Below are 19,876 nucleotides of genomic sequence, written 5' to 3'. Positions count from 1 at the left end.
ATAACGGAACTCTGAATAAAAAAACCAATTATCTGTACTATTTTTGTCAATCACTTAAAAAAGAATTACTTAAAAAGAGAAGCATATGAAGTTATCAAAATTCAAGTATGAGCTGAATCCAGAAAGAATTGCCTTACATCCGGCCGACAATCGAGATGAGTCAAAACTGATGGTTTTGAACAGAGCTACCCGGACCATCGAACATCGCTTGTTCAAAGATGTGCTTGACTATTTTGATGATCAAGATGTAATGATTTTCAATGACACCAAAGTTTTCCCTGCGCGTTTGTATGGGAACAAGGAAAAGACCGGTGCCGAAATCGAGGTATTTTTGCTGCGCGAACTCAACCGCGAACAACGTCTTTGGGATGTGTTGGTTGATCCTGCCCGGAAAATCCGTATCGGTAACAAGTTGTACTTTGGCGACGACGATCTGCTGGTAGCCGAAGTGATAGACAATACAACATCGCGCGGACGTACGCTTCGTTTCCTGTTTGACGGTCCTTACGATGAATTCAAAAAGGCACTTTACGGTCTCGGCGAAACACCTCTGCCTAAGTTTATCAATCGCCAGGTTCAGCCTGAAGATAAAGACAGGTATCAAACGATTTTTGCCAAACACGAAGGTGCTGTAGCTGCCCCAACTGCCGGGCTGCACTTTAGCCGCGAGTTGATGAAACGTTTGGAGATAAAAGGAATTGATTTTGCCTACGTAACACTGCATGTTGGACTGGGCAACTTCCGCAGCGTGGACGTGGAAGACCTTACCAAACATAAAATGGATTCAGAACAGATCTGGATTCGCCAGGAAGCCTGCGACGTGGTAAACAATGCGAAAGAAAACAAGCGAAATGTTTGTGCGGTTGGAACCACTGTAATGCGCACCCTGGAAAGTTCAGTTTCAACTCAGGGACATTTAAAACCTTACGAAGGTTGGACCAACAAATTTATTTTCCCGCCTTACGATTTTAGTGTGGCTAACTCGATGATCACCAATTTCCACCTTCCTTACTCAACACTGTTGATGATGGTGGCAGCTTTTGGCGGTTACGATTTTGTAATGGAAGCCTACAAATCGGCCATTAAAGAAGACTATCGTTTTGGAACATACGGAGATGCAATGCTGATTATTTAAATAACATTGCCGGAAAAACATACAAGCCGCGACTGTTCATCAGGATCGCGGCTTTTTTATGTTGCCGCAAAGCTCCCGAAACTTCTACAAGTTCACCAACACTTTATAATACGTGAATTTACAGCGTTTGTCCGGATCAAACTGATAATACGCAATGGCTATCCGGCAGATATCCTGAATCACGGAATAAATGCTCGAAACCTCCATTCTCCCGTATTTATTGAGCTCTGCATCGCTCTCGAGTGCCATAAAACAATCTTCGCACTCATCCACACGCCCGGCACAAACCAGGATTTTATCAAACAATGAATCCATGGTACCCTTATCCGTAATTCGCTGCCGTGATTCTTCATCAAGATTGGCGGCAAAGGTTTTCAGAAATTTATAAAGACTGAAATGATCACCGTTTTTGGCATCGCTGAAATACTCTGTATAACCAGTCTTCTCAAAAAACGCTCTCAGAAACTCCTTGTCTTTCTTAAAATCGACTTTCATGGAAGCACGAAGCACTTTCAAATGCTGGAGACCCTCCACCATTACCTCGTGCCAATGCTTGTAGTGCTCGTCTTCTATAGAATCCAGACTATCGGAATAGTGTTTTTCGATCGTATCATCGATCCAGATATTCAGCGAAGTGGCGTATTCAGGATCCCATTCTTTTCGCAAAATACTTAGTTCGTAAATGTTCTCCCTGAAGGTTCGGGCAATTTTCTGACACGCTAAAATCGTGGCCGTACTGGTTGGGCAAACGGTTAGAGTTTCCATAAAAAGTTATTTTGTAGTTAGTAGATATAACAAAGCTACGGACTACAAAACAATTACACCAAATCACAAAACCTTTATTTTCAATGTTTTGCAACTATGTTACGTAACATAGTTACGCAACACCTTTTTTTGAACATATGGCACCTAATATATACCTAAAAGCAAGTCGCAGGGAGTAGTGTCAGCAGGCTTATTTATGCCTTTTCTTTAATTCCCGTACGATGTCTTCGATCCGGTATCCTTTGTGGGTAAGCAGAACAATAAGGTGATAAAGCAGATCTCCTGCTTCGTAAATAAAGTTTTCATCGTCGTTGGCCATGGCCCCAATGATCGTTTCCACTGCTTCCTCCCCTACTTTCTGGGTAATTTTCCGCGTTCCTTTCTGAAACAAGGAAGTGGTGTAAGAGCCTTCAGGCATTTCTGCCTTACGCTTATCAATAAAATCCTGGAGATAGGTCAAAAACTGAATTTCGTTTCCGGTGTTGCTTTCTTCAAAACAGGTATCAGCACCGGTATGGCAAACCGGGCCAACAGGATCTACCTTTATAAGTAAAGTATCGTTATCGCAGTCAATGGCAATCGAAACCACTTTCAGGAAGTTCCCCGATTCTTCACCTTTGGTCCATAACCGATTTTTGGTACGGCTGAAAAAAGTCACTTTCCCTATTTCCTTTGTCTTTGAAAGAGCCTCCTCGTTCATAAAACCCAGCATGAGAACTTTTTGGGTTTCGGCGTCCTGAATAATGGCCGGAATAAGCCCGTCCATTTTGTTAAAATCGATAGCTGATACTGCTGTTAACGTCTTCATTGATTTATATTTACTGCGAAGTTAAGCATCGTAAGCCTAACGAACCACAATTCCTTTTTCTTTTAAATATTTCTTAAGCACCGGAATCGGTATTTCATTGTAGTGAAAAATACTGGCTGCCAGGCCCGCATCCGCTTTCCCTTCGGTAAAAACATCTACAAAATGCTCTTTTTTGCCTGCTCCTCCCGACGCAATAATCGGGATCTTCAACATGTCGGCCATACGCGAAAGCTGCTGATTGGCAAAACCATTTTTGGTTCCGTCGTGATTCATCGAGGTGAACAGAATCTCTCCTGCCCCGCGGTCTTCCGCTTCTTTGGCCCACGAAAAAAGCTCCTTGTCGGTTGGAATACGACCGCCGTTAACCGTAACAGTCCAATGGTCGTTCTCGTCGCCCCGTGCATCGATCGCCACTACCACAAACTGGCTTCCAAAGTTCAAAGCCAGCTCGTCGATCAGTTTCGGATTACGCACTGCTGACGAGTTGATCGAAATTTTATCAGCTCCTGCACTTAATAATTTTTCGGCATCAGCCAGTTCGCTGATTCCACCACCAACTGTAAACGGGATATTCAGGTGTGCTGCAATACGTTTTACCAGTTCCACAAAAGTTTTTCGACCTTCGTGCGTCGCTGTAATATCCAGGAAACACAATTCATCGGCCCCTTCGGCAGCGTATTTTGCTCCCAACTCCACGGGGTCGCCCACCTCCTGAATATTCACAAAATTGACCCCTTTAACGGTTTGCCCGTTACGGATATCCAAACATGGTATAATTCTTTTTGCCAGCATACTTAATTTCAAAGTAGAAGGTTCAGAGTTTAAAGTATAAACCGTTCTATTTCCTTCAAAGTTATCCGATTCTCGTAGATTGCCTTACCGGTTATCACGCCCGGCACGCCCATTTCATCCAATTTTAATATATCGTCCATGGAAGCGATGCCTCCGCTGGCTATAATTTCAACTTTGGGGAGCTCCTTCATTATCTGCTCATAAAGATCAAAAGCCGGTCCGCTCAGCATTCCGTCGCGGCTGATATCGGTCGAAATCACTTTAGAAATGCCTTGCTGGTGGTACTCTTTTATAAACCCAACAACCGGAAGTTCTGTCGACTCCAGCCAGCCACTTACCGCTATTTTGCCGTCTTTTGCATCGGCTCCCAGGATAATTTTTTCGCAGCCGTATTTTTCCAGCCAGATCAAAAAAGTTTCTTTCTGCTTCACGGCAATACTTCCACCGGTAACCATTGAAGCACCCGAGTTAAAGGCAATCTCCAGGTCTTTGTCGGCTTTTAATCCTCCACCAAAGTCGATTACCAGGTTTGTTTTCGTCGCAATGGTTTCCAGCACCTTGTAGTTCACAATATGCTGTGCTTTTGCCCCATCGAGATCTACCAGGTGCAAACGCGAAATACCGGCGTCTTCAAACATCTGCGCCACCTCCAGGGGATTTTCGTTGTACACCGTTTTCTGGTTGTAGTCTCCCTGCGAAAGCCGCACACATTTCCCTTCTATCAGGTCAATGGCCGGGATGATTTCTATTTTTTTATCCATCATTTCTTTTTATAAACGTCGCCTCTTGCTCCTGCCGATATCACTAAAATCAGTAACTCTCCTTCAACTACTTTATACAAAATCCTTATTCTCCCAATTCGAAGACGTAAAAGATTGTCTTCTCCTTTCATCTTCTTAATATCCAGTTGTGGATGAACAAAAGGATTTTCCTTCAAATACTCCAGTTTTTCTCTGATAATTTTTTTCTCGAGCGGAGTTCGTGATTTCAGAAATTTTACTGCCTTTTTATGAATTTTAATGGTGTACATCAAAGGGTGTCTTTCACGTCATCCCAGTCGTCAAAATCAGAAAGGTCTTTTTTCTCTAATTTATCATGTACAGCATACCAGGCTTTCTCCTCTTCGGCGGTAAGTCCATCCGGATCTTCATCGTAAATACGAAAGCTTCCCTTTGGCAAACGCCGGAGCAAGTCGCGAAAAGCATCGTACACTTTGTCTGATATTTCAATCGTAATGGACTTCATTCTTTTTACTGTTCTACAAATCTACAACATCCGACTTATCCTTCCAAAATCATTTTTAAGACAGCCTGCGCCGTTACCTGGCGGTTGTAAGCTTCTTCCACCACAATTGAATTGGGGCTGTCAATCACTCCGTCGGTCACCACCACATTGCGGCGAACCGGCAAACAGTGCATAAATTTGGCCTCGTTGGTCAAAGCCATTTTGGCCTCATCAACCGTCCAGCCAAAGTCTTTTGAGAGAATTTGCCCGTAATGCGTGTACGACGCCCAGTTTTTGGCATACACAAAATCGGCCCCTTCAAATGCTTTTTTCTGATCGTACTCAACCTTTACATCTCCCATAAACTCGGGCGCCAGTTCATAACCTTCGGGATGCGTCACTACCAGTTCGTAGTCGGTTTCGCGCATCCATTCCACAAACGAGTTGGCTACCGCCTGGGGCAATGCCCGCGGATGCGGCGCCCAGGTAAGCACCACTTTGGGTCGATCTACCTTTTTGTACTCTTCAATGGTCACCAGGTCGGCATAACTTTGCAGTGGATGACGGGTAGCACCTTCCATGCTAACTACCGGAACCCCGGCATAATCAACAAACTGGGTCAGAATCCGCTCCGAATAATCGGCCTCTTTATCCTCGAACTTCGCAAAAGCCCTTACCCCAATCACATCGCAATATCTTCCAATTACCGGAATTGCCTCGCGTAAATGTTCCGCATTCTTACCATCCATCACAACTCCCATTTCCGACTCCAGTTGCCAGCTGTCTTCGGTAACATTCAGCACCATGGTATTCATTCCCATATTCATGGCAGCTTTCTGCGTACTTAAACGCGTACGCAAACTGGAATTAAAGAACACCAACACCATGGTTTTATTTTTCCCGAGGTGCTGAAATCCGTATGGGTTTTTCTTGATTTCAAATGCGGTTTCAATCGCTTTCTCAATGCTGGGCAGGTCTTTTACAGAGATAAACTTTTTCACGTGCTTAAAATTGTTTTGTTTATTGAGGAAACACTTAAAATTACGGTGTTTACCTATCTTATGATTTGGTCTTTATTTTCTACTTCTGTTTACCAACAGTCTTCATTATTGTTCCGGCAATGATCGCATAACATAACCACCAGTATCTGCTTGTCAAATATTTCATAAATAATCTGACAGTCCTTCGATGTCATAGTACGAACCGTAGGCAAAGCTGTTTCATTTCCCTTCAAAGGATGTTTGGCAATCTTGTGCAGGCTTTTATTAACCCGGGAATTCAATTCATTACCGTATCCGGCTGAACCTTTCTTTTTGTAATAATCAAGAATGGTATACAAATCGACTTTTGCCTCTCTTGACCAGATTATCTCCCGTGCAGCCATTTACCAACCTCTTTTTGCAGTTCGTTGTGCGAAATTGTCCGGTTCAGTCTCAGCTGTTCTCGTGCCACCTTAATCCGTTCCTTTTGGTATTCGTTCAGCTGGCGTTTATCTTCCGTAGTTTTGTTTTCTAAAATTGTTTTTATAGCTGACAAAAACGATTCATCTTCAATCCGCAACAGCTGTTCAACAATATTGTGTCGTATCTCTAATGTGCTCATACTTAACTTTTACTACGAAATTATTTACAACTAAGTGGGCCTTACCTGGCCGCTACCCTCAACAATCCATTTATAACTGGTTAATTCTTCCAGAGCCATCGGGCCCCGTGCGTGCAGCTTTTGCGTACTGATTCCTATCTCCGCTCCCAGCCCAAATTGAGCTCCGTCGGTGTAAGCAGTTGATGCGTTGGAATACACAGCCGATGCATCCACCAGTTTTCGGAATGTTCCAATACGTTCAGCATTTTCACTTACAATGGCTTCGCTGTGTTTTGAACTGTATTGACTGATATGCGAAACGGCCTCGTCAAAACTATCCACGGTTTTTACCGACATTTTCAGCGACAGAAACTCCGTACCATAGCTTTCGGGGGTAGCCTGAAAAAGCAAATCCTGCGGATACTTTCCTTTCAATACTTCGTACGAACGCTCATCGGCATAAATCACCACTTTCTCTTCAAGCAACTTTGCACCAAAAGCCGGAAGTTCATTCAACCTGCTTTCATGAATCACCAAACAGTCCAGGGCATTACAAACCGACGGCCGCCGTGTTTTTGCATTGAAAATAATTTCGCGGCCTTTGGCGGCATCCCCAAATTCATCAAAATAAGTATGACAAATTCCGGCCCCGGTTTCAATTACCGGAATGGTGGCATTCTCGCGTACAAAATTGATCAGTCCCTGACTTCCCCTCGGGATGATCAGGTCGATGTAACCATGTGCACGCAACATTTCGTTGGTTTCTTCGCGGCCCGCCGGCAGCAAAGCAACTGTATTTTCGTTTAATCCGAATTTCTTTAAAACATCCTGAATGATCGAAACAATGGCCTGATTGGAATCAATGGCGTCGCTCCCGCCTTTCAGCACACAGGCGTTCCCTGATTTCAGGCAAAGCGCAAACACATCGAAGGTAACATTCGGACGCGCTTCATAAATAATGCCGATCACACCAAAAGGGACTGTCACTTTTTTGATTTTCAAACCATTCGGACGGTCCATTTCTTTCAGCGTTATTCCAACCGGGCTATCCAGCAAAGCCACATTCTCCATGTCGGAGGCGATTCCTTCAATCCTTTCCTTCGTAAGTTTCAGGCGGTCGTATTTGGGATCTTCCGGGTCCATCCGGCTTAGGTCTTTCTGGTTTTCCTCCAGAATATAAGCTGTATTTGCCCGGGCCTGAGCGGCTACTTCCAGCAACACTTCCTTCACGCGATCGTTCTCAACCAGATTGAGCTGACGCGATGCTTCAAGGACTTTCTTCAGTTGTTGTTCGATCTTCATTTCTTTATTTATTATGGCTTTAAAAAGCACTGGTTTCGAAATAACCCTCTCCCGGGGGAGGGAGAGGGAGCTCAGAATACGTTATCAATTAGGGCATCAAAAAAAGGGAGAATGAATGATTGCCGTTGAACCGGCTTTTGTTGAAAGTTACCCTGAGCTGTTTTTACATATAATCTGTCCTTTTATAATTCAGTTTTAACTTGCCCCGTTCTTGTTTTCGAGGTACAAATAATCGTAATGAACTACCGGCCGTTGTTTCTCCGACAGTTTTTCCTTGTCCAATTTATCTGAATGGTAAGCGGCCTTCCCAAGTCCCACCGTTTCTCCTTTCTCGTCAAGAATTTTGATCAGGTCGCCTTTTTTAAATTCAGTATCAATGCGCACCACGCCCACCGGCAACAGGCTAACTGCCTTTTCCGAATTCAGCGCGTTCACCGCACCTGCATTCACTACAATCTGTCCTTTTGCAAAACCATCGGAATAAGCAATCCATTTTTTTACGCCGCTCGATGGTTTTTCGTTGGGCACAAAAAAGGTATGCTTTAACGATTGCTGAACGTCCAATAAATCAATCAGAACATTGTCGCGGGTACCGTTGGCCACGTGTACTCCAATTCCGTCGCCGGCCACTTTTTTGGCTATTCTGAACTTGGTCAGCATTCCGCCGCGGCCAAAATTCGAACGTTCGGAAGAAATCGCGTTTTGAGCTTCGTTGTCCGTAATTTCAATTCGTTCGATCAGTTTTGCATCCTCATTTTTGGGATGAGCATTGTAAACCCCATCGATGTTACTCAGGATGATCAGGGCTTCGGAATCAACCATGGAGGCGATCAGTCCCGAAAGCTCATCGTTGTCGGTAAACATCAGTTCGGTAACCGAAATTGTATCGTTCTCGTTTACGATTGGGATCACTTTGTTTTCAAGCAAAGTACTGAAACAGTTTTTCATGTTCAGGTAATGCCCGCGGCTCGAAAAATTCTCCTTGGTGGTAAGCACCTGGGCACAAACCAGGCCGTCTTCCTGGAAAAAGTCGGAATAACGTGAGATCAGTTTCACCTGTCCCAAGGCGGCCCACAACTGGCGTTGCGATACAGCGTCCGTTTTTTTGCAAGGCTGCATCACGGCACGTCCGGCAGCCACCGCCCCGGAAGACACCAACACAACCTCCACTCCGTTTTTGTGCAGAAAAGCAATCTGATCAACCAAATGCGCGATGCGTGACACATTCAATGTCCCATCGGATTTGGCCAATACATTGCTGCCAACTTTTATGGTTATTTTTTTATATCGAAATTGCATTTTTCTTCATCTCCATATTGGTGTAGGGGTACCAATTTTATTTATCTGCGGCCGGCAAATGAATCCAACCGCGACCTTGTTCTTTACTTTGTCGGGGCAATTTTTTTGTACGATGCCAGTACTCCCTGTATCAACGATGCACTGAAGCCTTTGTGCTCCATTTCGTTCAACCCGGTGATGGTCACGCCCATCGGGGTTGTAACTTTATCGATCTCCCTTTCCGGGTGATGGCCCGATTGCAAAAGCAGTTCGGTGGCTCCTTTTACGGTTTGCGCCGTAATAAACTGGGCCATTTCTGCCCCAAAGCCAATCTCAATTCCGCCCTGCATGGCAGCACGAATGTAACGCAATGCGTAAGCAATTCCGCAGGAAGAAAGAACGGTTGCAGCCGCCATCAACTCTTCCGGAATCTCAACCGTTTTACCCATATTGTTAAACATCTCTACCACAAAATCTTTGTGCGGCGCCGTGTTTCCGTTGGCTGAGATACAGGTTAGCGACTCGCGCAATGCGATCGCCGTATTGGGCATTACCCTGAAAATCGGGATGTCGGTCCCGGCCATTTCAGCCAGTTCGTTCATTCCTACTCCGGAAACAATCGAAATCAAGATCTTTTCCGCCGAAAGTGCTCCTTTTATTTCTTTGAGCACACCTTCAATATGATACGGTTTTACCGCCACAATCACCACCTCGGCCTTTTTGGCTGCCTCCAGGTTGTCGGTAAAAGTGCTGACGCCCAACTCAGCCAATTTGGCGAGCGTGCTTTCCTTTCGGTCAGAAACCGAGATGTCGGAAGCCGGCACAAACCCAGACTTTACAAGACCAATGGCGATAGCGCCCCCCATGTTTCCGACACCTATTATTGCTATTTTTTTGTTGTTCATAACCGGCAATTTAGTCGTTCATGTTTTACATTCTATTTCTTTTCAGCAAACGTAGCTGAAACATCTGCGTAAACGGCTTCAAAGGCAGCCAAGAAATCGTCGGCCTGCGCAATTGTTAACCCAAGCGGCGGCAACAAGCGAATGATGTTTTGCCCCGAAACGCCCGTGAAAATGCCATAGTCAAACAAAAGCTTTTTGCGAATTTCAGCAATCGGGAACGGAAACTCCATCCCAATCATCAGGCCTTTTCCACGCACTTCAAAATCGCCGTCCATCGCCGTCAGGCTTTCCATCAGGTAATTTCCGGTCTTCTCGGCATTCTCTACCAGGCTTTCGTTCTGAATTACATCCAGCACAGCAATGGCAGCGGCACAAGCCAGGTGATTCCCTCCAAAAGTAGTTCCCAACATTCCGTACCACGGTTCAATTTCGGGCTGAATCAACACACCACCAATCGGGAAACCATTACCCATTCCCTTTGCCAGGGTAATGATGTCGGGTTTGATGCCGGCATACTGAAAGGCAAAGAAACGCCCGCTACGTCCGTAACCCGACTGAATTTCATCCAAAATTAAGGCAGCCACGTATTTTTCGGTAAGCTTTTTCAACTGTTGCAGAAAGGCAATATCCGGCAGGCGAATTCCGCCGATTCCCTGGATACCTTCCACAATTACAGCCGCTACGTCGCCGTTTTTCAGCACTTCTTCGGTAGCTTCAATATCGTTAAACGGAAGAATCACCGCATTGGGGCTCTCGTTTACCGGTGCCACAATTTTCGGGTTATCGGTAATCGCTACCGCTGCCGAAGTCCGGCCATGAAACCCTTTTTTATAGCTGATAATTTTTTTCTTACCGGTAATAAACGACGCCAGTTTCAAGGCATTTTCGTTGGCTTCGGCGCCCGAGTTACACAGAAAAAGACTGTATTCATCGCATCCGGAAACCTTGCCCAGTTTATCAGCCAACTCGTGTTGCAACGGATTTTGAACAGAGTTCGAATAAAATCCGATCTGCGACAACTGATCCGAAATTTTTTGCACGTAAGCCGGATGGCTGTGGCCGATGGAAATTACTGCATGCCCTCCGTACAAATCGAGGTATTTGTTTCCATCCTTGTCCCAAACATAGCACCCTTCGGCTTTTACCGGGGTAATGTCAAAAAGCGGGTATACATCAAATAGTTTCATATTGTTCAAGTTGGAAGTACAAAGCTGAAAGCACGAAGCCGAACAGTTCTTCCTCCAATTATTAATTTCTAATTCTCAGTTTCTAATTAAAAAGCAACGGGCTTTAAACCCAGTCCTGCTTTTTCATCCAGTCCGAACATCAGGTTCATATTCTGAACCGCCTGCCCGGAAGCACCTTTTAAAAGGTTATCAGTTACCGTAATCACCACCAGTTTTTCACCGTGTTTCTCGAGATAAATAACGGCTTTATTGGTGTTCACCACCTGTTTTACGGATGGATTTTCGTCTACCACAAAAACAAACGGATGACCGACGTAATAGTTTTTGTAAATCTCGGTTGCCTCTTCGATCGAACCATTGTAATTGGTATAAGCGGCAACAAAAATACCACGCGTATGGTTTCCGCGAATCGGAACAAAATTAAAACCGCTCTCAAAACCGGGTTGCAACTGTTTCCAGCTTTGAAGAATCTCGCCTTCGTGCTGGTGTTCGAAAATTTTATAGGCCGACAGGTTGTTGTTGCGCCAGCTAAAATGCGACGTGGATGTAGGCTTTTGTCCGGCGCCGGTAGAACCGGTAATGGCCTGAACATGCACTTCGTCTTTTAACAAACCTCTTTCGGCCAAAGGCAAAAATGCCAGCTGAATTCCGGTGGCAAAACAGCCCGGATTGGCAATATACTTAGCTGATTTTATGGCTTCGCGATTTAACTCGGGCAAACCGTATATAAAATCGTTCCCTGCTCTTTTCAGGCGAAAATCGTGACTCAGGTCGATGATCTTCAATCCTTCAGGCAGGTTATTTTGCTCCACAAATTCTTTTGATTTTCCGTGACCCATACACAGGAAAATCACATCTGCCTTTTCAAAAGGCATTTCTTCGGTAAAAACCAGGTCGGTATCACCCAGCAAGTCAATATGCACGTTTGAAACAGCATTTCCGGCATTACTTGTACTCTGAACAAACACCACTTCCGCCTCCGGATGATGAATAAGAATACGCAACAACTCACCGGCAGTGTACCCGGCTCCTCCTATAATTCCAACTTTAATCATTTAATTTGATTAACGAATGTCGATTAACGAATTTTGATTGAAGATTTTCTGTTAATTGACATTCAATATTCAACTTATTAAAAGTTAATGAATGTTTGAATTTTCACGACGAACTCACCCTGATTTCGACACCGATAGTTATCGGGACTCAATCGTCCCTCTCTTCGGGAAGAGAGGGAATGAGGGAGAGTTATAAAACTCAGATTATTACTAAATCCAACTATATTCATTTAACTTAAAAACAACTTTTAACTCCATGATTAACGATTTTTGATTCTAGATTTTTCTATAAAATCTTCCACCGTTTATCCTCATTCAACATTCTAAAGATCTCCGTTTACCTTGTTGTATATCTTCAACGAGTTCGACAAAATTTTGGTAAATCCTTTTACGTCGTCGGCAGTCCAGGCTTCCACCGTTTCGCCGTATTGTCCGAATCCGGAATTCATCAGGTCGTGTTCCGACTCAATTCCTACCAGGTCGAAATGATACGGACGCAATTTCACGATCACTTTGCCGGTCACCTTTTCCTGTGTCGATTCCAGGAAATCTTCGATGTTGCGCATTACCGGTTCCTGGTACATGGCTTCGTGCAGAAACATTCCGTACCAGTTACCCAGCTGCTCTTTCCAGTACATCTGCCATTTGGTAAGCGTATGTTTTTCGAGCAAATGATGTGCTTTGATAATGATCAGCGGTGCGGCGGCCTCAAAACCAACGCGGCCTTTAATACCGATAATGGTATCTCCAACATGGGTATCGCGGCCAATGGCGTATTTCGATGCGATTTCTTCCAGCGCACGGATAATTTCCGGGCCGTTTTCATAAAACTCGCCATTCAATGCCACAAACTCTCCTTTTTCAAAACCAAGTTCAATCACTGCCTCGTCGGTTGCTTCCAATTGTTTTGGATAAGCGCTTTCGGGCAAATTTTTATCGGTGGTCAGCGTTTCCTTGCCTCCTACACTGGTTCCCCAAAGCCCCTGGTTAATGGAGTACTCCATTTTGGTAAAATCGGCCTCGAACCCGTGCTTTTTTAGGTAATCAATTTCCTGCTGACGGGTAAGTAACAAATCGCGGGTAGGCGTAATAATTTCGATTTCGGGCGCTAGTACCTGGAAAGTAAGGTCGAAACGAATCTGGTCGTTTCCGGCACCGGTACTTCCGTGCGCAATGGCGGTTGCCCCAATTTCCTTGGCATATTCGATGGTGGCAATGGCCTGAAACGCGCGCTCCGAGCTTACCGAAATAGGATAGGTATTGTTTCGAAGCACATTTCCGAAAACCATGTAACGGATGCACTTTTCGTAATACTCGTTGGTAACATCGAGGGTAACGTGCTGAACAGCCCCCAAGGCCAAAGCCCTTTTCTCGATCGCCTTTAGTTCCTCGTCCGAGAAACCTCCTGTGTTGGCGATGGCCGTATAAACATCAAAACCTTTTTCCTCTTTTAAATACTTTACGCAAAACGAGGTATCGAGCCCCCCGCTAAATGCCAAAACCACTTTTTTGCTCATAATATATTTTTCTTGAAAGAAGAGTGACAGCAAAACTTACTCCCTCCAGGTAATCTGTAGCTGTCTGTTCCCTCTACAGTGCGGTCACTCTCTTATTTATTCCTATTCAGTAATTTGTTCTTTTTATTTGCCAAACCCGGCTTAATCCGCGGAATCAGATCCAAAAGGCTGCGCTTTTTAATCGGGCTGCCATTAACTACCGGTTTTTCCCAGGCCGGATCGTACAACATGCCGGTACACAAACATTTGCTACGGCCTGTCCGCTCCAGAATATCGTGATTCACACACCCCTGACATCCCTTCCAAAACTGGTCATCCAAAGTTAACTCTGAAAATGTTACCGGACGGTATCCCAGCTCGTGATTAATCTTCATTACCGCCAAACCGGTGGTCAAACCAAATATTTTTGAATTCGGGTACTTTTTCCTCGAAAGCTCAAAAGCTTTCTTTTTAATAGCTTTCGCCAGGCCAATTCCGCGGTACTCTTCACGCACAATCAAACCCGAGTTGGCGACAAAACCTTTTTCCTGCCAGGTTTCGATGTAGCAAAAACCCGCAAACTGTTCCCCCTCAATAGCAATAATGGCTTTTCCCTCCTGCATTTTGGAAGAGAGATATTCATATGTTCGGCGAGCGATACCCGTTCCCCTCTTTTTCGAGGCTTCATCAATGGCATCGTTTATATCGTCAACAAATTTGAGGTGTTCCTCACTGGCCACCTCAACCCTAATATTATCCAAACTTTTCATGCCTGTTCTTATAACTTTTCTTTCAGCTTTGGCATTATTTTTACTAATGCCTCCATCAAATCATTTTTTGAAATTCCTTCCCTCTGTATAATTAATATGGTATCATCACCCGCTACTGTGCCGATGATCTCCCATGTATTTGAACCATCAATAACAGCCGCAATACTGCTTGCATACCCCGGCAAAGTTCTCAAAACCGCCAGGCTACCCGAGAATTGCAAATCCTTGAAACCATCAGCCAGGTAGTTTACCCGCGTTTGCTCGGCCAGCGAAACAGGTGCTCCGTTTTCGGGGATGGTATAAATATATCCCAGTACCGGATGCGGCACTTTGGCCACCTGCAAAACCTTCAGATCGCGCGAAAGGGTTGCCTGTGTCAGCTCGTAACCTTTGTTCTTCAGGGCAACCAACAATTCTTCCTGACTCTGAACCTTCCCGTTCTGAATTATTTTTCTGATTTCAAGTTGTCTTTGTACTTTATTCTTCATTGAATAAATATTCATTTTCGATGTAAAAATATTCATTTCAATTTAGAATCAAACTAATTTATTCAGAATAATTACTATTTTTGCAACGATTTTGATTTTGGCTTAATGTTACGATCATTATTTATGTGGAATACTTATCAGAAAATATCTATAGAAGAGAACTGAAATGCGTTTGTCGATTTTAGAACAAACGCATTTTTTTTAATATCATATCGGAATATGTTTAAAGTAAGACAGGCAAAATTAACATTGGAGGACGGAACTGTTTTCGTTGGAAAATCGTTCGGAAGCGAAAAATCAGTCGCTGGAGAGGTAGTGTTTTATACAGCAATGACCGGTTATCCCGAGAGTTTGACTGATCCGTCGTACACAGGCCAGATTCTGGTTTCGACTTACCCAATGATTGGGAATTACGGCGTTCCGTTTAACCAAAAAGAAAACGGGATCCATAAATTTTACGAATCGAACAAACTGCATATCACTGGTTTGATCATTTCTGACTACTCGTTTGAATTCAGTCACTGGAATGCTGAAAAAAGCTTATCCGACTGGTTGAAAGAATCCGAGGTTCCGGGCTTATTCGACATCGACACGAGAGCCTTAACAAAAATTTTACGTGAGAAAGGTTCGATGCTGGGAAAAATCGAATTTGATGAAGAAATCGACTTCTACGATCCCAACAAGGAAAACCTGGTTGCCGTTGCCAGCTGCAAAGAACGCGAAGTATATGGCGAAGGGGAACACAAAGTGGTGCTAATCGATTGCGGCGTAAAAAACAACATTATCCGCTGCCTCATTGACCGGAACGCCACGGTAATCCGTGTTCCGTGGGATTACGATTTTACCGGAGAAGAATACGACGGCGTATTTATCTCCAACGGACCCGGCGACCCGGCCATGTGCGATGCCACTGTTAAATACATCAAAACGGTGATTGCCGAAGAGAAACCGATTATGGGGATTTGCCTCGGAAACCAGCTGCTGGCGCGCGCTGCCGGAGCTGACACTTACAAACTGAAATACGGTCACCGCAGCCACAACCAGCCGGTACTTCTGGAAGGGACCAACAAATGTTACATCACTTCCCAGAACCACGGGTTTGCGGTAGCCACCAAAACATTGCCCGCAGACTGGGAGCCATTGTTCACCAACGTGAACGACGAGACCAACGAAGGAATCAGGCACAAAACCAAGCCGTTCTTCTCTACTCAGTTCCACCCCGAGGCATCGAGTGGCCCAACTGACACCGAGTTTTTGTTCGACGAGTTCATCAAAAATATTGTGGAATACAAAAAACAGGTTTGAACCGCAGAATATCGATTAACGATTTAAGAATTAAGAACGAAAAGAAGAGATGAACAGATTTGATTTGGAGGAAAGGTTGATAAAATCCACAGCTATGATTATCAGGCTGGCAGAAACATTACCGAATTCTCCGGTTGGCAGTCACATGCAAAATCAGATCGTCCGTTCAGGAACATCTCCTGCTCTGAATTATGGCGAAGCTCAGAGTGCTGAATCTAAAAAAGATTTCATTCATAAAATGAGCATTTGCCTTAAAGAACTTAGGGAGACCTTTGTTGCACTCAAGATTATAAAGTATTCCGGCCTTACTAAGACAGTAGATTTACTGGAAGAATGTTTTATTGAGAACAACGAATTGATATCCATCTTTGTTAAAAGCATTGAAACAGCAAAAAAGAACAGAAGTGTAGAACACAACGATTAAGGTTGCATTGAGGCCACTCAATCGAAAATCTTCAGTCGTTAATCATCATTCGAAAATCAATAGTTATCATGATACATACACATATTAAAAAAGCGATCGTACTGGGTTCGGGTGCCCTGAAAATTGGCGAAGCCGGTGAATTTGACTATTCAGGTTCGCAGGCATTAAAAGCGCTGAAAGAAGAAGGAGTTGAAACGGTTTTGATCAACCCGAACATTGCCACCATCCAGACTTCGGACAACATTGCCGACAAGATTTACTTTTTGCCGGTAACCCCGCATTTTGTGGAAGAAGTTATAAAAAAGGAAAAGCCACAGGGGATTTTGCTGGCTTTTGGTGGACAGACTGCGCTCAACTGCGGAGTAGCACTTTTTAAATCGGGCGTACTCGAGAAATACAACGTGGAAGTTGTCGGTACTCCGGTGCAATCGATCATCGATACTGAAGACCGCGATATCTTCGCCAAAATGCTGGCGGAAATTGACGTAAAAACCCCAAAAAGCATCGCGGCCGCCAACATGGAAGAGGCCAAAGCCGCTGCCAAACAGGTTGGGTTCCCGATCATTATCCGGGCAGCTTACACCCTGGGAGGACTTGGTTCAGGCTTCTGCGAAAACGAAGAAGAACTGGAAAAACTCGCAGGAAGTGCTTTCTCGTATTCTCCGCAAATCCTGGTAGAAGAATCGATCAAAGGCTGGAAAGAAGTTGAATACGAAGTAGTACGCGACAGATACGACAACTGTATTACGGTGTGTAACATGGAGAACTTCGACCCGCTGGGAATTCACACCGGAGAAAGTATTGTAGTGGCACCTTCGCAAACGCTTTCCAACTCAGAATACCATAAACTGAGAGCCATCTCTATAAAAATCATCCGCCGTGTAGGTGTAGTGGGCGAATGTAACGTTCAGTTTGCTCTCGATCCAAACTCGGAAGACTACCGCGTAATTGAAGTAAACGCACGTTTATCCCGCTCTTCGGCACTGGCCTCAAAAGCAACCGGTTATCCGCTGGCATTTGTGGCTGCAAAATTGGGGCTGGGTTACGGTCTGCATCAGCTGAAAAACTCAGTAACCAAAGTTACCACTGCCGCTTTTGAACCCGCACTCGACTACTGTGTGGTAAAAATCCCGCGCTGGGACCTGAGTAAATTCGTAGGCGTTTCAAAAAACATCGGCAGCTCGATGAAATCGGTGGGCGAAATCATGGCCATCGGACGTACCTTTGAAGAAGCCATTCAGAAAGGTATCCGTATGGTGGGACTTGGCATGCACGGATTTGTTGGAAACCGCGAAGAGATCAACATCCAGGAAATAGAACAAGAGCTGACCAACCCAACCGACCGCCGAATCTTTGCCATCGCCGAAGCTTTTAACAAAGGCTACTCGATCGACGAGATTCACGAAAAAACCAAAATCGACCGCTGGTTTCTGCAAAAGCTAAACAACATTTACAAAATAAAACTGGAACTGCGCCAGGTAAACGAACTGGAGCAACTTCCGTTACCACTGCTGAAAGCAGCCAAACAAGCGGGTTTCTCCGACTTCCAGATTGCCCGGTTGGTGATTAAAAGTTCGGTAAAAGAAATTTTCAGCGATTTGCTGCGTGTCCGTGCTTTCCGTAAAGCACACGGCATTGTTCCCGTTGTAAAACAGATCGACACGCTGGCTGGCGAGTATCCGGCTCAAACCAATTACCTGTACCTGACGCACAATGGTACCGAAAACGATGTTCAGTATTTAGGAGATCATAAATCGGTAATAGTGCTCGGCTCCGGTGCTTACCGTATCGGAAGTTCGGTGGAATTTGACTGGTGTAGCGTAAACACCATCGACACAATTAAAGAGCAGGGCTACCGCGCAGTGATGATCAACTACAACCCGGAAACAGTAAGTACCGACTACGATACCTGCGACCGGCTTTATTTTGACGAGCTGAGTTTTGAGCGCGTAATGGATATTTACGACCTCGAAAATCCGCACGGAGTAGTGGTTTCGATGGGAGGACAGATTCCGAACAACCTGGCCATGAAACTCCACGGGCAGAATGTTCCGGTATTGGGAACTTCGCCGGTGAAAATCGACAATGCGGAAGACCGCGAGAAGTTTTCTTCGCTACTGGATAGCCTGGTTGTAGACCAGCCACGCTGGGCCCGCCTTTCTACCATCGAAGACATTCACAAGTTTGTGGATGAAGTGGGCTACCCGGTGTTGATCCGTCCGTCGTACGTACTTTCGGGAGCAGCCATGAACGTGGTTTCCAACCCCGACCAGCTGGTTCACTTCCTCGAAATGGCCACCAATGTATCGAAAGAACATCCGGTGGTAGTGACCGAGTTTATCGAGAATGCCAAGGAAATTGAAATTGACGCGGTGGCCAACAACGGTGAAATGATCGCCTATGCCATTTCGGAACACGTGGAATTTGCCGGGGTTCACTCGGGAGATGCCACCATCGTTTTCCCGCCGCAGAAACTGTACGTGGAAACCATCCGCCGGGTGAAGAAAATTGCCCGCCAGATTGCCAAAGGACTCGAAATTACCGGGCCTTTCAACATGCAGTTCCTGGCTAAAGACAACGACATAAAAGTAATTGAATGTAACCTGCGTGCTTCGCGAAGCTTCCCGTTCGTATCGAAGGTAATGAAGCTCAACCTGATTGAGATCGCTACTAAAGTGATGCTGGGAATCGATGTTCCGAAACCCGACAAGTCGCTGTTTGAACTCGACTATGTGGGTGTAAAAGCACCGCAGTTCTCGTTTGCACGTTTGCTGAAAGCCGACCCGGTACTGGGTGTGGATATGTCGTCGACCGGCGAAGTAGGTTGCATCGGGGAAAATTTCTACGAGGCTATCCTGAAATCAATGCTGTCAGTAGGCTACAATTTCCCGAAGAAAAACATCCTGATCTCGTCCGGACCATCACGCGGCAAACTGGAGTTACTCAACAGCGCCCGGATGCTGGTAGAACGTGGTTTCAATATTTTTGCTACAGAAGGAACACACAAGTTCTTCCGCGACAATGGCATCGAAAACACACTGATTTACTGGCCCGACGAAGAAGGACAATCGCCGAATACGCTGGACTACATCAAGCAGAAGAAAATCGACCTGGTGATCAACATCCCGAAAAACCATACCAACCGGGAGTTGAAAAACGGATATACCATCCGCAGAAGCGCTATCGACTACAACATTCCGCTGATTACCAATGCCCGTGTGGCAAGTGCTTTCCTTTACGCAATTTGCAAATACACACTGGAAGATGTCAAAATAAAAAGCTGGGACGAATACAAATAGGATCAGCTAAATTGCAAGTATAGAAAAGCTCCGGTCAGCATTCGTTTGACCGGAGCTTTTTC

Annotated in this window: 21 protein-coding genes; 4 read left to right on the top strand and 17 right to left on the bottom strand. The window is 45.0% G+C overall.

What is annotated here, in order from left to right; all coding sequences use genetic code 11:
• The first annotated feature begins 85 nt into the window (after positions 1–85).
• Complete coding sequence (queA, locus tag D1614_RS04830) at positions 86–1,135, top strand: tRNA preQ1(34) S-adenosylmethionine ribosyltransferase-isomerase QueA (RefSeq protein WP_119436762.1); 1,050 nt, start codon at positions 86–88, stop codon at positions 1,133–1,135.
• An 84-nt stretch (positions 1,136–1,219) separates the two neighbouring features.
• Here queA and D1614_RS04825 read toward each other — a convergent pair whose 3' ends face one another.
• From D1614_RS04825 to D1614_RS04745, 17 genes are all read right to left on the bottom strand, one after another.
• Complete coding sequence (locus D1614_RS04825; protein WP_119436761.1) at positions 1,220–1,900, bottom strand: hypothetical protein; 681 nt, start codon at positions 1,898–1,900, stop codon at positions 1,220–1,222.
• A 190-nt stretch (positions 1,901–2,090) separates the two neighbouring features.
• Positions 2,091–2,708, bottom strand: coding sequence for a bifunctional phosphoribosyl-AMP cyclohydrolase/phosphoribosyl-ATP diphosphatase HisIE (gene hisIE, locus D1614_RS04820; protein ID WP_119436760.1), 618 nt, complete (start codon positions 2,706–2,708; stop codon positions 2,091–2,093).
• A 36-nt stretch (positions 2,709–2,744) separates the two neighbouring features.
• Positions 2,745–3,500, bottom strand: a complete 756-nt coding sequence (gene hisF / locus D1614_RS04815; protein WP_119436759.1) for an imidazole glycerol phosphate synthase subunit HisF — start codon at positions 3,498–3,500, stop codon at positions 2,745–2,747.
• A 29-nt stretch (positions 3,501–3,529) separates the two neighbouring features.
• Complete coding sequence (gene hisA / locus D1614_RS04810) at positions 3,530–4,264, bottom strand: 1-(5-phosphoribosyl)-5-[(5-phosphoribosylamino)methylideneamino]imidazole-4-carboxamide isomerase (RefSeq protein WP_241558080.1); 735 nt, start codon at positions 4,262–4,264, stop codon at positions 3,530–3,532.
• On the bottom strand, positions 4,261–4,530 hold the full coding sequence (locus tag D1614_RS04805; RefSeq protein WP_119436757.1) for a type II toxin-antitoxin system RelE family toxin: 270 nt from the start codon (positions 4,528–4,530) through the stop codon (positions 4,261–4,263). Before D1614_RS04805 ends, hisA begins: the two co-directional genes overlap by 4 nt.
• The gene (locus D1614_RS04800; protein WP_119436756.1) at positions 4,530–4,745 is read right to left on the bottom strand and encodes a hypothetical protein; all 216 of its coding nucleotides are present in this window, start codon (positions 4,743–4,745) and stop codon (positions 4,530–4,532) included. The genes D1614_RS04805 and D1614_RS04800 overlap by 1 nt, the downstream gene beginning before the upstream one ends.
• 35 nt (positions 4,746–4,780) lie before the next feature.
• Positions 4,781–5,725 (bottom strand): N-acetylornithine carbamoyltransferase, encoded by a 945-nt coding sequence (locus tag D1614_RS04795; protein WP_119436755.1) that lies wholly within the window; start codon positions 5,723–5,725, stop codon positions 4,781–4,783.
• A gap of 89 nt (positions 5,726–5,814) precedes the next feature.
• Positions 5,815–6,108, bottom strand: a complete 294-nt coding sequence (locus tag D1614_RS04790; RefSeq protein WP_119436754.1) for a type II toxin-antitoxin system RelE/ParE family toxin — start codon at positions 6,106–6,108, stop codon at positions 5,815–5,817.
• The gene (locus tag D1614_RS04785; protein WP_119436753.1) at positions 6,090–6,326 is read right to left on the bottom strand and encodes a hypothetical protein; all 237 of its coding nucleotides are present in this window, start codon (positions 6,324–6,326) and stop codon (positions 6,090–6,092) included. The genes D1614_RS04790 and D1614_RS04785 overlap by 19 nt, the downstream gene beginning before the upstream one ends.
• Before the next feature lie 30 nt (positions 6,327–6,356).
• Positions 6,357–7,607, bottom strand: a complete 1,251-nt coding sequence (locus D1614_RS04780; protein ID WP_119436752.1) for a glutamate-5-semialdehyde dehydrogenase — start codon at positions 7,605–7,607, stop codon at positions 6,357–6,359.
• Between the two features lie 195 nt (positions 7,608–7,802).
• Positions 7,803–8,906, bottom strand: a complete 1,104-nt coding sequence (proB, locus tag D1614_RS04775; RefSeq protein ID WP_119436751.1) for a glutamate 5-kinase — start codon at positions 8,904–8,906, stop codon at positions 7,803–7,805.
• Positions 8,907–8,989: 83 nt separating this feature from the next.
• A complete protein-coding gene (proC, locus tag D1614_RS04770) occupies positions 8,990–9,790 on the bottom strand; it encodes a pyrroline-5-carboxylate reductase (RefSeq protein WP_119436750.1) in 801 nt (266 codons plus the stop codon).
• Between the two features lie 32 nt (positions 9,791–9,822).
• Complete coding sequence (locus D1614_RS04765) at positions 9,823–10,977, bottom strand: aspartate aminotransferase family protein (RefSeq protein ID WP_119436749.1); 1,155 nt, start codon at positions 10,975–10,977, stop codon at positions 9,823–9,825.
• An 86-nt stretch (positions 10,978–11,063) separates the two neighbouring features.
• Positions 11,064–12,032 (bottom strand): N-acetyl-gamma-glutamyl-phosphate reductase, encoded by a 969-nt coding sequence (gene argC, locus D1614_RS04760; RefSeq protein WP_119436748.1) that lies wholly within the window; start codon positions 12,030–12,032, stop codon positions 11,064–11,066.
• A gap of 323 nt (positions 12,033–12,355) precedes the next feature.
• Entirely contained in the window at positions 12,356–13,549 is a 1,194-nt protein-coding gene (argG, locus tag D1614_RS04755; protein ID WP_119436747.1) for an argininosuccinate synthase, read from the bottom strand.
• Positions 13,550–13,641: 92 nt separating this feature from the next.
• A complete protein-coding gene (locus D1614_RS04750; protein WP_119436746.1) occupies positions 13,642–14,298 on the bottom strand; it encodes a GNAT family N-acetyltransferase in 657 nt (218 codons plus the stop codon).
• An 8-nt stretch (positions 14,299–14,306) separates the two neighbouring features.
• Positions 14,307–14,786, bottom strand: coding sequence for an arginine repressor (locus tag D1614_RS04745; protein WP_119436918.1), 480 nt, complete (start codon positions 14,784–14,786; stop codon positions 14,307–14,309).
• A gap of 219 nt (positions 14,787–15,005) precedes the next feature.
• Here D1614_RS04745 and carA point away from each other — a divergent pair, with 219 nt between their 5' ends.
• The 3 genes from carA to carB all read left to right on the top strand — a co-directional run bounded on the left by carA (position 15,006) and on the right by carB (position 19,814).
• Entirely contained in the window at positions 15,006–16,091 is a 1,086-nt protein-coding gene (gene carA / locus D1614_RS04740; RefSeq protein WP_119436745.1) for a glutamine-hydrolyzing carbamoyl-phosphate synthase small subunit, read from the top strand.
• 49 nt (positions 16,092–16,140) lie between these two features.
• Positions 16,141–16,515 (top strand): four helix bundle protein, encoded by a 375-nt coding sequence (locus D1614_RS04735; RefSeq protein ID WP_119436744.1) that lies wholly within the window; start codon positions 16,141–16,143, stop codon positions 16,513–16,515.
• A gap of 68 nt (positions 16,516–16,583) precedes the next feature.
• Complete coding sequence (gene carB / locus D1614_RS04730; RefSeq protein WP_241558079.1) at positions 16,584–19,814, top strand: carbamoyl-phosphate synthase (glutamine-hydrolyzing) large subunit; 3,231 nt, start codon at positions 16,584–16,586, stop codon at positions 19,812–19,814.
• The last annotated feature ends 62 nt before the right edge of the window (positions 19,815–19,876 follow it).

Origin of the sequence: Maribellus luteus (assembly GCF_003576475.1) — a bacterium.
GTDB lineage: Bacteria > Bacteroidota > Bacteroidia > Bacteroidales > Prolixibacteraceae > Draconibacterium > Draconibacterium luteum.
Note: the sequence above shows the minus strand (reverse complement) of the source record. Positions and strands in the feature narration are given on the sequence as shown.